This is a genomic window from Haladaptatus salinisoli, from assembly GCF_020614375.1.
Taxonomy (GTDB): Archaea; Halobacteriota; Halobacteria; order Halobacteriales; family Haladaptataceae; genus Haladaptatus; species Haladaptatus salinisoli.
Window position 1 is genome coordinate 120,349 of the sequence record NZ_CP085331.1, and the last position, 13,045, is coordinate 133,393.

General features: G+C 51.4%; 14 protein-coding genes. 5 read left to right on the top strand and 9 right to left on the bottom strand.

Annotated elements, in window-relative coordinates; all coding sequences use genetic code 11:
• Positions 1 to 2: 2 nt before the first annotated feature.
• Both LIX00_RS23780 and LIX00_RS23785 read right to left on the bottom strand, forming a co-directional pair.
• Positions 3 to 1,418 carry a zinc ribbon domain-containing protein gene (locus LIX00_RS23780; RefSeq protein ID WP_227357191.1) on the bottom strand — a complete coding sequence of 472 codons (1,416 nt, stop codon included), beginning with the start codon at positions 1,416 to 1,418 and terminating at the stop codon, positions 3 to 5.
• Positions 1,415 to 2,590: a thiolase domain-containing protein gene (locus LIX00_RS23785; RefSeq protein WP_227357192.1), complete on the bottom strand. Its 1,176-nt coding sequence runs from the start codon at positions 2,588 to 2,590 to the stop codon at positions 1,415 to 1,417. Before LIX00_RS23785 ends, LIX00_RS23780 begins: the two co-directional genes overlap by 4 nt.
• Positions 2,591 to 2,702: 112 nt before the next feature.
• Between LIX00_RS23785 and LIX00_RS23790 the strand changes: the two genes are divergently transcribed.
• Both LIX00_RS23790 and LIX00_RS23795 read left to right on the top strand, forming a co-directional pair.
• The gene (locus LIX00_RS23790; RefSeq protein ID WP_227357375.1) at positions 2,703 to 4,154 is read left to right on the top strand and encodes an aldehyde dehydrogenase family protein; all 1,452 of its coding nucleotides are present in this window, start codon (positions 2,703 to 2,705) and stop codon (positions 4,152 to 4,154) included.
• Positions 4,155 to 4,383: 229 nt separating this feature from the next.
• Positions 4,384 to 5,538, top strand: a complete 1,155-nt coding sequence (locus tag LIX00_RS23795) for an acyl-CoA dehydrogenase family protein (RefSeq protein ID WP_227357193.1) — start codon at positions 4,384 to 4,386, stop codon at positions 5,536 to 5,538.
• Between the two features lie 371 nt (positions 5,539 to 5,909).
• Here the strand turns inward: LIX00_RS23795 and LIX00_RS23800 are convergent, their stop codons facing one another.
• Positions 5,910 to 6,764: an enoyl-CoA hydratase/isomerase family protein gene (locus tag LIX00_RS23800; RefSeq protein ID WP_227357194.1), complete on the bottom strand. Its 855-nt coding sequence runs from the start codon at positions 6,762 to 6,764 to the stop codon at positions 5,910 to 5,912.
• Positions 6,765 to 6,840: 76 nt separating this feature from the next.
• Here LIX00_RS23800 and LIX00_RS23805 point away from each other — a divergent pair, with 76 nt between their 5' ends.
• Complete coding sequence (locus LIX00_RS23805) at positions 6,841 to 7,275, top strand: pyridoxamine 5'-phosphate oxidase family protein (RefSeq protein WP_227357195.1); 435 nt, start codon at positions 6,841 to 6,843, stop codon at positions 7,273 to 7,275.
• Here LIX00_RS23805 and LIX00_RS26410 read toward each other — a convergent pair.
• Genes LIX00_RS26410 through LIX00_RS23825 form a run of 5 tightly spaced genes read right to left on the bottom strand, consistent with a single transcriptional unit; the run spans position 7,272 to position 9,721 of the window.
• Positions 7,272 to 7,466 (bottom strand): PaaD-like zinc ribbon domain-containing protein, encoded by a 195-nt coding sequence (locus LIX00_RS26410; protein ID WP_438267118.1) that lies wholly within the window; start codon positions 7,464 to 7,466, stop codon positions 7,272 to 7,274. The genes LIX00_RS23805 and LIX00_RS26410 overlap by 4 nt on opposite strands.
• Entirely contained in the window at positions 7,463 to 8,227 is a 765-nt protein-coding gene (locus LIX00_RS23810) for a Phenylacetic acid catabolic protein (protein WP_227357196.1), read from the bottom strand. The genes LIX00_RS26410 and LIX00_RS23810 overlap by 4 nt, the downstream gene beginning before the upstream one ends.
• Positions 8,224 to 8,433 carry a phenylacetic acid degradation PaaB family protein gene (locus tag LIX00_RS23815; RefSeq protein ID WP_227357197.1) on the bottom strand — a complete coding sequence of 70 codons (210 nt, stop codon included), beginning with the start codon at positions 8,431 to 8,433 and terminating at the stop codon, positions 8,224 to 8,226. Before LIX00_RS23815 ends, LIX00_RS23810 begins: the two co-directional genes overlap by 4 nt.
• Positions 8,430 to 8,804: a metal-sulfur cluster assembly factor gene (locus LIX00_RS23820; protein ID WP_227357198.1), complete on the bottom strand. Its 375-nt coding sequence runs from the start codon at positions 8,802 to 8,804 to the stop codon at positions 8,430 to 8,432. Before LIX00_RS23820 ends, LIX00_RS23815 begins: the two co-directional genes overlap by 4 nt.
• Complete coding sequence (locus tag LIX00_RS23825) at positions 8,801 to 9,721, bottom strand: Phenylacetic acid catabolic protein (protein WP_227357199.1); 921 nt, start codon at positions 9,719 to 9,721, stop codon at positions 8,801 to 8,803. The genes LIX00_RS23820 and LIX00_RS23825 overlap by 4 nt, the downstream gene beginning before the upstream one ends.
• Positions 9,722 to 10,080: 359 nt before the next feature.
• Here LIX00_RS23825 and LIX00_RS23830 point away from each other — a divergent pair, with 359 nt between their 5' ends.
• Both LIX00_RS23830 and LIX00_RS23835 read left to right on the top strand, forming a co-directional pair.
• Positions 10,081 to 10,563 carry a GNAT family N-acetyltransferase gene (locus LIX00_RS23830; protein WP_227357200.1) on the top strand — a complete coding sequence of 161 codons (483 nt, stop codon included), beginning with the start codon at positions 10,081 to 10,083 and terminating at the stop codon, positions 10,561 to 10,563.
• A gap of 2 nt (positions 10,564 to 10,565) precedes the next feature.
• Positions 10,566 to 10,847, top strand: a complete 282-nt coding sequence (locus LIX00_RS23835; protein ID WP_227357201.1) for a 2Fe-2S iron-sulfur cluster-binding protein — start codon at positions 10,566 to 10,568, stop codon at positions 10,845 to 10,847.
• A 527-nt stretch (positions 10,848 to 11,374) separates the two neighbouring features.
• On the opposite strand, the gene LIX00_RS23840 is transcribed toward LIX00_RS23835, so the two are convergent.
• Positions 11,375 to 13,027 carry an acetate--CoA ligase gene (locus tag LIX00_RS23840; RefSeq protein WP_227357202.1) on the bottom strand — a complete coding sequence of 551 codons (1,653 nt, stop codon included), beginning with the start codon at positions 13,025 to 13,027 and terminating at the stop codon, positions 11,375 to 11,377.
• Between the last annotated feature and the right edge of the window lie 18 nt (positions 13,028 to 13,045).

Here is a 13,045-nt window from a genome sequence, read left to right on the forward strand (position 1 = left end):
GGCTACGATTCAGTCGGCGTGAATTTCACGCCGTATCGAGGAACGCCCTCTTGTGTGTATATCTTACGGGTTAGTGCCTGAACTTCGGTTCCGACGTCGACCGCATTGGGGTCTGTGTCCGTGAGTTGTGCCGGGAGTGTGACGGTCTCCTCATCATCGACTCCAAGTTCGATAATAGCAACACCATACTCTCCGTCCTGACGTTGTTGTTCGGTGAACTCTGGCGGTGCACCACCTTGTCCAATCACGGTCACTGCTCGAATCGTTCCCGTTCGAGGGAGTTCGACGTGTTCGAACTCAACATCACGGTGGCATTCTGGGCATGTTCCTTCCGGCGGAAATGCAAGGGCGCGGCACTCTGGACATCGTCCTGCCAAGAGGCGATACCGCTGATCAAGTGTCCGCCGCCATGAGGGAAGGCTGACGTGTGCGCCGCCGCCTGATACGTCGACCGTTCCGATGTATCCACGCTCACGAAGATACGAGGAGTATGAGATTTCTTCGGCATCAGGAATACCGTCACAATCACTGTCGACTCCTCCCTGAAATAACATCGCAGTCGCACCGCCGCCACTACCGAAGAAGACTGCAAGCGTCTGTTCGCTACCCTCAATCGATGAGAAACTCTTTATCAATCCAAGCGGAACGCCAGCGGCACCGGTATCGCCGATTTTGTCGACAAGAGTTCCCCTAGACACAGCTTCACGATCGACTGAGATCCTGCTGACAACACGGGACGGAAAGCGAGCGTCGGGCTGATATATTGCCGCAGCACTCACATCATCGAGATCGCTATTAAGCCCTGAGACGGCCTCTGTCACGCACTGTCTGACTTCATCGCGCTCATACGACGTTATTTCGAGTCCCTCAATCTCTTCACTTCCTCGTTCTCGATATCGAATACCAGGGAGTTCGTCGGAGAAACTGGCCGTAGTGAGATGTTCGGCAGTCGGCGAATCTGTAATAAGAAACGCTGCAGCCCCGGCCCCGAACGGATGATCCGTATCTGCCGGTTTCCCTCGTGGGGCATCCGAGGCAATAGCGAGAGCCACACCGTCAGCATCGAGCGCGGTAGAGAGTGCTGACGCTCCTGCACGAGTACTCTGTGTGAATGTTCGTGCTGACACTGTTTGAGGAAGTCCGAGCATCCGAATGAGGCGCGGGATGAGTTCTTCTTCCGCAAGTGGCGGGGTCGTTGTCGCGAAATGGACTGACGAAATGGCATCAATATCGACGGTACTCTGCTCAAGCGTGGCTTCAACTGCTTCGACAGCCATTGTCAATGCATCCTCATCTGCCGCAGGTACCCGCTTGGCCTCGATATCAGAGCCATCGTAATGACCCCACGAATTGGCAATAGTGTCTGAACTAATTTGGAACCGAGGGAGATAGCTCCCCATTGCCGCGATGCCTCTCATGTAGTTCCTCCCTCCGAACCTTCGAATAGATGGACGGTCGCGCTTCCCCCGCTTCCACCTACATTATGCGCGAGTCCATAGGATGGATCTTCGACTTGCGTATGAGCGACACTCTGGAACTGTTCAAATACTTCGACAATTTGACCGGTGCCAGTCGCACCAATAGGATGCCCTTTCGACTTCAGTCCCCCACTCGTATTAACTGGCAGTCGACCGCCAGGCTCCGTCTCCTTCTCGCGGAGGAGCTGTCCCCCATCGCCACGTTCACAGAACCCTAAGTCTTCATACGCCATGATCTCTGCGATGGCAAAACAGTCGTGAACCTCTGCGAAATCGATTTCTTCAGGGCTAATCCCGGCATCATCATACGCGCGGTGAGCTGCCCGCGCACTGGCAGGGATACCGGTGAAAGTATCACGCTGAAACAAGCCAACTCGACCGCTTGAGGCACCCATACCAGCGACACGAACAGGGGTTTCACTCACTTTTCGAGCAACCTCTTCGCTCGCGATCAGCACAGCACTCGCGCCATCCGTCGTTGGGCAACAATGATAGAGATTGAGTGGATCGGCCACGGTCGGTGCTGCCATCGCGTCCTCGAGAGTACACTCGAATCCTAGTTGTGCATTCGGGTTTGATGCTCCATTATGATGGTTTTTCACCGCAACTCGGGAAAGATCTTCAACGGTTGTCCCATAGGCAGCCATATGTGCGCTCGCCATTTGTGCGTACACACCTGCGAACGTCGTACCTGAAAGTCGCTCCCACTCTGTTTCGCCGCTCACACCGAGCCACCACTTCGTATGGTCAGAACTCATATCCGTCATTATTTCGTATCCGCCCGCCAATACGAGGTCAGCGAGACCAGCTCGAACGGCAGCAACGGCGTTTCTAAATGCATAGCCACTCGCAGCGCACGCGTTCTCTACTCGCGTTGTCGAAATTCCATGAAGTCCGATGTGCTCAGTGACGGCTGGACCACTCAGACCGAGCTGTCGTCCGCCAACTCCGAGTGTTCCAATAAACGCCTCTTCAATTCGATTTCGATCAATACTGGTATCGATACTGTCGAGCGCGCGATTAAATGCTGTCTCGAACAGGGATCGATAGCTCTTGTCGGGGAAGGAACCGAACGGTGACTGGCCAGCCCCGATAACATATGCCTCTGTCACACCGTTACAATGGAAAAGCATGGTAAAAAACACCTGGGGAATGGCGCGGTCTGTTATATAAAATGTGGCCGGAACCCCAACTGATTATAGGGTTGAGTATCAATGGCATGATGTGAGTTACTCGGGTCCGACAGAGCTGTATATTGACGGAGAATGGACATCTGCAGAAGATAAGAAAACCATCGAAACACTCGATCCAGCGACTGAGGAAGTCTACGCGACAGTAGCAAAAGCGGATGAGAAAGACGTCGAACATGCCGTTTCCGCAGCTAAACGGGCAGTCGATCGCGATAGTGAGTGGCGCCAACTCGCTCCCGGAGAGCGTGCAGAATATGTCAGAGAGTTCTCGGCCGCGCTTGACTCGATGCGGGATGAGATTGTCTTGACAGAGTCTCACGATAATGGGAAAACACCATTTGAGGCTCAGATCGACGTTGAGACTGCAATCAACACATTCGAGTACTATGCTGGCTGGGCCGATAAGATCGAAGGTGAGACGATCCCTGTCCCGGGAGATCGCCTTGATTATACCCGTCGTGAACCGATCGGGGTGACCGGTCATGTAGTTCCTTGGAACTACCCGTTCCAGCTTGCCGGACGAAGTCTCGCACCGGCACTCGCTTGTGGAAACTCCCTTGTGGTAAAGCCGTCAAGTACGACCCCCCTTACGGCGCTCTATTACGCAAAAGCTGCTGAAGAGGCAGACCTCCCGGATGGCGTCATAAACGTCATTCCTGGCTCAGGAAGTGACGCCGGTGCTGCATTGGCATCGCATCCGGATGTCGATCATATCGCATTTACTGGAAGTACAGGTGTTGGAAAAGGTGTGATGGAGAGCGCAGCAGATAACATCACAGGAATCACGCTTGAACTCGGCGGAAAGGGGCCAAATATTGTTTTTGAGGATGCTGATATTGAAGCTGCAGCGAGAGGTGTTCATAATGGGATCTTCATGAATGCCGGTCAGATGTGCTGGGCAGGGTCGCGACTCCTCGTGCATGAGGATATTCATGATGAAGTCCTCGATCTAGTGGCGACCCGTGCTGAACAGACACCTCTCGGAAGCGGTATTGATGATGATGCCCGAATGGGTCCAGTTGTAAGCGAGAGTCAGCGCAAAGAGATCCTCGAATATATTGAAATTGGTAAAGAAGAAGGGGGAACACTGGTGACCGGGGGTAGTATCCCATCTGAAAAAGATCGTGGGTATTTCGTTGAACCGACGGTATTCACTGACGTCACAAACGACATGACCATTGCTCGTGAGGAAATCTTCGGGCCGGTTCTTTCCGTAATTACGTTTGAGGACGAAGAGGAGGCTATTGAGATCGCTAATGACTCTCCATATGGCCTTCTCGCCGGCGTCTGGACGTCTGATTTGACCCGCGCACACACGGTCGCTGAGTATCTTGACTACGGGATGGTGAGTGTCAACGAGTATCCGGTCACGTTCCCGCAAACTCCCTTCGGAGGATACAAAGAAAGCGGATATGGTCGTGAGCAGGGCCGTGAAGCAATCAACGAGTACACGCAAGTGAAAAACATCAACGTTAACCTTAGTTAGAGTTCAACTGAATCAAGGGATTTGTGTTCAAACTCGTCGATTGTGACTTACTCGCTTTCTTCCGGAACAAGGCTGTCCGAGATTCCTTGTTGCTTGCAGAAATTCGGATGACTGTTGATATCCAAATATTGGTAGATGCCAGTGACAGTGATCTACTACTGAACACGTCCGAGATCTCTCCCACTCGAAAGGGTGAAGTTTTAGCCCCTGCACTGGACTACATAAGTACATGGCTCTCATTGAGAGTGCGCTATCAGCAGAGAATCGAGAAGTGCGCGACCAGGCAGCCGAGTTTGCAACAGAGGTCGTCGCCCCACGTGCAGAGGAAATTGAGGAAACCGATGAGTTTCCACGGGATGTGATGGAAGCTGCTGGAGATTACGGGCTTCTCGGTATACTCCTTCCAGAGAAGTACGGCGGACTGGATTCGGATTTCGTCTCGTACTGTCTGGCAGTCGAAGAGGTTGCCCGGAAGAGCGGTGCCGTCGCAGAAAGTATTCAGGGTCACACATTCGCTACCGTCCCAATTGCACAATTTGGCACGGAAGAACAACGTGAGACATATCTTCCCGCAATGATCAAAGGCGAGGCTGTCGGTGCAATGTTACTGACAGAGCCAGGAGCAGGCAGTTCCCCGTCCGAACTTGAGACCGTTGCCGAAGAGCGTGACGATGGCTATGCTATCTCCGGCGAGAAGGCATTTGGCACGAACGCCGGCATCGCCGATGTTCATCTTGTTGTCGCACGCGTGCAGCCGACGCCAGATGATTCTCACGGCGTGAGTGTCCTGCTTGTACCAGGGAGTGGTGAGGTGTCCGGCTTTGAATTCGATCGAACAGAGTTCATGGGTATGCGCGGCCATGTTACTGGTGACTCATCGTTTGACGATGTTATCGTTCCAAAAAACGCACTCCTCGGTGATGTTGGGCAAGGATTCCGTATCGCAATGGGAACCATCGATATGGCTCGAACAGGGCTTGGTGGGATCGGTATTGGAATTGCCGGAGCAGCGTTCGACCGTGCGATCGAATATGCGAGTGAGCGCGAGCAAGGGGGGCAACCAGTTGGAAACTATCAAGCGGTTCAGGTACTCATCGCCGAGATGGACTCCCAACTTGAAAGTGCACGTCACCTTGTATATGATTCTGCGACCATGATTGCTGGCGATAAAGGCGACACACGTGCATCCAGCAAAGCAAAGTTCGTCGCGAGCGATGCTGCCGAGTTCGTGACTCGAAACGCGATTCAAATTCACGGAGGGAAAGGATACAGGACTGATCTCCCGCTAGAACGGTACTACCGGGACGCCAAAATACTGAGCATCATTGGCGGAACAAGCGAAATTCAGAAGACAACAGTTGCGAGTGCTGCACTCGGAATCTAATTGCCAACACTTGAAAACGATGTCCTCTGACCTACTTGACTCTGGTTCACTCGCGTCGACGCATAGACCTCATTGAAGTACGAAAATTACGTTTCCACAACGTTTCTTTCTAAATTCCAGAGTTTCCTCCGAGAGCGCAGTTTCCAGTGGCTAAGAGCGTTCTCCGTCTACGTCTATTAGCATCGTAAGAAAAAATTGAATACACACGTGAGCACTGACTACTCCTCTCAACACCTCAGGCGCTCGTTGAAGGAGAGGACTCAATCTCTATGTTTTAGCTCAGATACTGATGAATACCCGGAGCTCGCTTGGAGGAAGGTCGATGGGACGAGCGACCGTGATGAGTATCCATAGAGATCTCTCCTATCAGATCAGTGCTCGGAATTGACTTTTGAGAGCTCTTTAACGTCCTTATCGCCAAGTTCAGCTTCGACGAAGTCTGGGTCACGCTTTTCGAGGAATGCAGCGATTCCTTCCTTCGCACCGGGTGTGTCGAAGAGTTGGTTCTGAAGTTCGCGTTCGTGCGCCAGAGCATCCCAAAGGGGCAGTTCCATCCCTTCGTTAACGGCAAGTTTGTCGAAGCCAACTGCTTTGTTCGGGAGTTGGGCGATCTCATGCGCAAACTCAAGCACTTCCTCTTCTGCTTCTCCCACTTCAGTGAGTTCGTCAAACAGCCCAATTTCGTGCGCTTCCTCGGGGGTAAGCGTTTCACCGCTAATCATCATCTTGAGTGCTTTCGACCGACCGACGTAGCGGGGAAGGAGTTGCGTTCCTGCTTCACCGGGGATGAGTCCCAAGTCAACCTCAGGCACGCCGATATTGTACTCGTCATCGTTACCAATGTACCGCATGTCACATGCGAGGGCAAATTCGAGACCACCACCCATGCAGTGACCGTCGACGGCGGCGATGAATAGGGTGTCCGTCGTCCGCATCTTCATGATCGCTTCCTTGCTCGTCTGACTCGCTTTACCAATGTGGCTGCCGCTTTCCTCCTGCAGCACCTCAATGTCAAAGCCGGTCGAGAAGAATCGGTCGTTTGCGCTGGCGAGAACGGCAACACGGACATCCTCGTCGAATCGAACACTCTCGATGGCCGACTGAAGTTCGATTATCATATCGAGGTCGTGGGCGTTCGCCGGCGGTCGGTCGATGCGAAGGATTCCCACATGGTCATCCATCTCAGTACTGAAGTTCTCTAACTCGAGGTCAGCGAATGACTCCATACACTAATTCAGTTATCACCCACCCATATATAAGTTTGGTAGGTAGGCTGAAGAGCTTCAGCCACGAATTTTCGATGTGACCCGAGATTACGACAAAATCGCACTTACCGAAGATGAGCGAGCAGGGTTACTCGGTCAGATGCCAGTGATGCGATTTGCAAGTGTCGGACCTGACGGACTTCCACACGTTGTTCCTGTAGCCTTTGCAGAGGTAAATGGAAAACTGTGCTTTGAAACCGACGACGATGCAGTCAAGACGAAGAACGTGAGGGCGACACGAAAAGCCGCGGCGGTTGTTGATGCAGGTGCCGACGACTACTCACAACATCGCGGGATCATGTGGCGAGGAGGTGCATCAGTAGTACATGATCGTGAGTTCGAGAAACAGATTGAACGCGCGCTGTTTGGAACCGTTAAATCCATTCCGGGAGCTGATGGACACCAACGGGTTAAAATCGCACTCACACCGGAATCGGAGATTTCGTGGGACTTCCGAAAGTTGCCGCGCTAGCGACCAGTGTCTGGCCGTTTCCCGTCATACTTGAGCCGTTCAAACATGGTTTGGCAGTGATGACAGTAATACTGTGTTTTCGAAATCTCCGATCCGAATGCAGACTCTCGCTCAACGTCGGTCGACCCGCAGAAAGGACATGATGGTTCGAATTCGTCCTTCTCGGTCGAAGGTCCATTCATGGCGCTCATTCCACTGCGAACTCTTTGTTCTGGACACCGGTTAAGGAGTCGACGACCGATTGACTGATCACACCATTCTCGACTCGCCGCCGAGTAGCATCCCACTCGTCAGGTGATGGTGCCTCTCGAGTGACATCATCTAGTGAAACGTCCGTCCCGTCGAAGAGGTTCTCGTAGTGTGAGAATAGCGCTGTTCGTAGTTCCACGGCCGATCGGTCTACGAATCCCCCTTGTACAAGAGGATCTGAATCAGAGTCATAGGACGCTGGACCGAGGAAAACCAACGTCTTCGACAGCGCATCCTCGACGATGGGTTGTAATTCATCGGGACGGTTTCGTGCGAGTGTCGTCAGCCGAGCGTCATGGTATTCAAGATGGAAGTACTCGTCTTGGCCTATCTTCTCGACGAGTCCAGTAAAATCTTCGGCGGTAATCGAATCGAGTAAATACCAAGCTGCGCGATCTGCGGTCGCGACTGTGGCAAGATGTTCGACCCAAGTTTCGCTCGCAGTGTCCAGTACCGCTGCATTCCTGAACTCATTGGGTTCACGATCTCCTTCGAGCCAGTCGGTTTCTCGACCTTGTTGTTCGAGGAGACGGACTAGTTGTCGGACATGGCCTACTTCGTCTTGGGCAGCACTAGCACCGCCAATATCATCTTCGAGCGACGGTCCTGCTAACATCCACTCGGCATAACGGTGTGAGAGGAGGAGCTTTGTATCAGTGATCGCCTGTACGTAGTCCACTGCACCCTCTGGCCATTCGTTCATGCATCCACCTCAGGGGTCGGTGTTTCGTACTCACCAGTGACCTCCAAGAGATCATTCTCTGCAACCACTGCCATATAGTTCCAGTCCTCTTCATCGAACGTTGTCCTAGCATATGACTTTGCTAATCGACCGTTTTCGGCCTCAACTCGGCCGATGTGAGTAATGTCACCACCAGGGTTGATTTGTGCGAATACTTCGTATCTCATAGGCTAATTCCAGCGTTGCGGATTTTATCTCTGACATCCGATTCGAGCATGTCCTTCGACCAGACAGGATCCCAAACAATGTCGATTGTGACGGACGTGACGCCGTCAACCGGACGAAGGATACTTTTGATATCGTTCTGGATGAAATCGTATGCGGGACATCCCATGCAGGGGAATGTCATTTCAACGGTTACTTCGCCCTCTTTCTCCCGAATATCGTAAATCATCCCCATCTCGACCAGACTGACGGGAATATGGGGATCAGGGATCTCATCGACGAGGCTCCAGAGTTCTCGTTCAAACGTTGACGTATCCTCGCCTGGACCGAGGGTGATTCCAGTAGCGTCACTACTTGCAACATTCGTGCTCATGCCAGACCCTCCAACTTCCCAGATTGGATCATGTTGACGTACTTCTCGTTGGCTGGACCGCGCGATCGCCAGCGATCGATAACGTCGGACCACGAAATGGGCTGGTCAAACAGCCATTCCTTGTTCTTCTCATCGAAAGCGACGGGAAGATCATATTCAAGGACGTATTCGTCAGCCTCTTCGTCGTAATGAGCCGGAACATCAAGGTCGAGCTCATTACAGAGCGGAACGGTTCGTTCCATCCAAGCCTGACGAAGTTCGTCGTTGGTCAATCCCTTGATTCGATACTCGATTTGATCGTTGTGCTTCTTTTTGTCGTCTGGGAGTCCGAACCATTCGATTGCGATGGGGAACATCCAATCGACGGCCTTCTGGAGCTTTTGTTTCGTTTTGTCGTTTTTCATCGCCAGTCGGCGCATCCACGTTTCACCGTGTCGAAGGTGGAACTGCTCTTCCTTACTAACCTTCGTCAACGCACGTTTCCATGGTGCGTATGAGGTATTTTCATGGACGTCACTGAGGAGAACGATGCCGGCTCGGTCGAACAAGCCATGGGCAGTCACGAGTTCAGCGAAATTATCGATATGTTGGTCGAAGCCGTAGGTGTTCCGGAACTCGTGTGGTTCACGACCGTAGACTAATTCCTCACGACTCATACCGAGGTCTTCGAGGAGGCGATAGGCGATGTGGCCGTGGCCAAGTTCGTCCTGGATCACGCTCACACAGGATGTTCGGGCGTTCAGACTAGGTGCGTTTAACGACTGTTCATAGTATGCCGGGGCGCTCATTAGCTCCGTGTCCCCGGATACTTTAAGGATTGTTTTCAGCGCATCGAGGTAGCCGTCTGTCATTTCTTCGGTCGATTCAATCATACGTCCGTTTTGCAGTTCATCTTTGAACTGCTGTTCGCTAACCATCTTGCGTCCCTCCTTTCTTGGTTTACCGGCGCGTACATATAATACTTGCCATGGTACACCATGTGTTAGCCAAAATCGCTTGCTCGTTGATTGTGAGACAACGGATAATCGGTGAAACCATAGCATCCATCTCCTGTTCACCAATCAATGGCGTTGTTGACGCTCACATCCGTATGCATCTGTGCTTGGGGCTCAACAGAAGAGGAGCTAGGCTTAAGAACCACTCACCTAAGTGCGAACGCAAACACGACCTCCACAGAGCGCTTTCGGTTCTATCCTTTGTGAAAGGAAGAACACCCATATGGGATCTCCCATCCTTTGGGGACAACTTATTTATCACATGTGTTTGACTCCTATATATGGAATTCACAACCAGACATGCAGATGCTCAGGATGGCGACGCCCTCCTTGAATTGTGGCATGGATTTACGAATCATCTCTCCAAGTACGATGAACGATACCGGCATAAGGAGAGTGCCGACGAACGGTGGCTCTCGTACTTTGAGAATCAATTGGTTGACTCAAAGTACGGGACGGTCGTCGTCGCCGAAGCTGATAACGAACTTGTCGGTGTTGCTGAAGCACGGATCATGGGGAACCACCCCATCTTTCGGCTTGAGGATCATGGGCACATCAACGGGCTCTATGTGATAGAGTCCTACAGAGGTGAAGGAATTGGGCGAGCACTCCTTCAGACTGCAGAGGAGTGGTTTACCACTTCGCCTCGTGATGTGAATTTCTATCGCATCAATGCGATCGAAGGAGATGCAAAAGCACAGGAGAAGTATTCAGCACTTGGGTTCACCCCCGTCGAACACATCTACGAGAAACAGCTGGAGTGACAATGGTTGAGACTCACAAGGTAAAATTCGTCAATGAAGATGTCACGATAGAGGTTCCCGAGAATCAGCCGATTTTGGAGGCTGCAGAGGAATCTGGACTCGAGCTCCCATACCAGTGCCGAATGGGCGTCTGTGGAGTTTGCTCGGGCATGGTCATTGAAGGAGAGGTTGATCAAACAGAAGGGATGTTTCTCTCCGACACAGAACGCGAAGAAGGGTACGTGCTCACGTGTATTGCGAAACCGCGATCCGACGTGAAAATCGAGACGAACACCGGTCCATAGCAGTTTCCAAATCCATTGATTTTCTGTTCATACGAATCCGAGCTAGATTTGCGTTTCCCGTGGTGTTTACGTTTTCTGTTTACACAACTCTTGAAATCGAACTGTTCATACTTCCTAAGCAGATCGACTTCATAAATAGAGCCCCCGTTACAAGCCTATTCGTGTAATGAAGAGCTAACGCACCACCGATTCACGGATTACAGCAGTAGGACTGTAATGGAATACTCGCGATATTTAATGGTTAATGATGTCATTCGGGCGTTTTTCGTCTACTGCCCCCGCCATCGTAAACGAAATTGTAATCAATTCTTGTAAACAGGCGGAACAGGGTCGAAAACGGTGTTTTCCCGCCTTGGCAGAAAATTTTCCATATCGCAAGGTACTCACGAAGGGTTCGATTACGGTGCTAACTTGACAACTGCCGTCTTCGTCTATACGAAAAGAGACCGACTAATCGTTGTTAATTCTCCATAAACTACGACAGCCAGGTTCGTATGCTCCTTTACAATAGTGGAAAAAGGCTTTGCTCAGGCTAGTTCGTCAACTTTGCTTCGTTCTTCTTTCCGAAGTTTCATACGTTGTATTTTCCCTGTTTCCGTTCGAGGAAGTTCATCAAGAAATTCAATTTCTCGAGGATACTTATACGGTGCGAGTGTGTTCTTGACTCGATTTTGCAGATCTTCAATAAGGATGTTATCAGGATCGAAATCAGGGGATAGAACGATGAACGCTTTGACGATTTGGCCTCGCTCTGGATCTGGACTGCCTATCACGGCGACCTCACCGACTGCTTCATGTTCCTCAAGAACCGACTCAACTTCGGGACCAGGAATGTTATAGCCACTGGAGATGATGAGATCATCACGACGTGACTTGTATTCGAAGCGGCCATCCTCCCGCTGAACGAAGATATCCCCAGGAAGACTCCAACCATCGTTCACTACCTCATCCTGTTTATCTGGCCGGTTCCAATAGGTCATCCCGGTTGGACCGCGAACCGCTAACAAGCCTGGCGTCCCCCGTGGAACCTCCTCACCGGTATCCGGATCAATGATCTTACACTCATATCCCGGTACTGGAAATCCAGTGGCGCTTGCGTCAACTTCGTCCGTTTGGCGATGACTAATGAAAATGTGGAGCATTTCCGTCGTTCCGATTCCATCGTAAATCTCGATACCATATTCCTCCTGAATCTGCTCAAATGTATTCGGAGTTAGCGGTTCGCCGGCACTTACTCCGAGTCTGAGCGATGAAACGTCGTACTTCTCAGGGCCCTCAGGATGCTTAGATAGAAGTTGGTTATACGCAGTTGGGATCGAACAAAAGATGGTAATACCATGGTTCTCGATAGCTTCTAAGAGCGTCTTTGGAGTAGCGTTTTCAACAAGACTGGTACTCGCACCGAATCGAAGTGGGAATGTCACAAGGTCACCATATCCATAGGCAAATGGGAGCGGTGGATTGCCGCCAAAGACATCTTCCTCCGTGGGGGAAAGACAATACCGTGCGTACGTATCGGCCGTTGCGAGTACCTGTCTATGGGTATGAATTGCCCCTTTCGGTCGACCGGTAGTGCCACTGGTGTAGAGCATGAGCGCGAGATCGTCGCAATGCGTATCATATGCGCTAAGCTCAGGAGAGGCGTCCTCCATCAAATTATCATAGCTATGAAAATCGTGATCAATATCAGTTCGCTCTGCAACTACAATTTCCTCAAGCGTCTTGAGATCGTCTGTTGTCTGTTCAATCTCGTTCAGCAGATCATCATATACGATGACCGCCGTCGCTTCAGCATCGTTGATAATGTACGTAAGCTCCTTCGCTCTAAGGAGTTTCATCGAGGGGAGGGCTACTGCCCCAATCTTCTGTGTGGCCAGGCAGGAGACGATCGCTTCTGGTCGGTTCGTAAACCGGATTACAACTCTATCTCCTGGCTCGATACCCAAGTTTAGAAGAGAATTCCCCAGTCGATTAATTCGCTCTTGGAGTTCTTTATATGTAATCGTCTCATCTTCAAAGTAGATTGCAATATTATCCCCATGTCCTTCTTCCACATGTCGATCCACCAGTTCCGTTGCGGCGTTTATCTGCTTGGGGTAGTGAACTTCGGGTACCGCATGTACCAAGTCTGGACTGTCGGTCTCATCCGGTAGGTACGCCTGTGGGATATTGTCTTGCATAGCGCCAGGTGATTGATT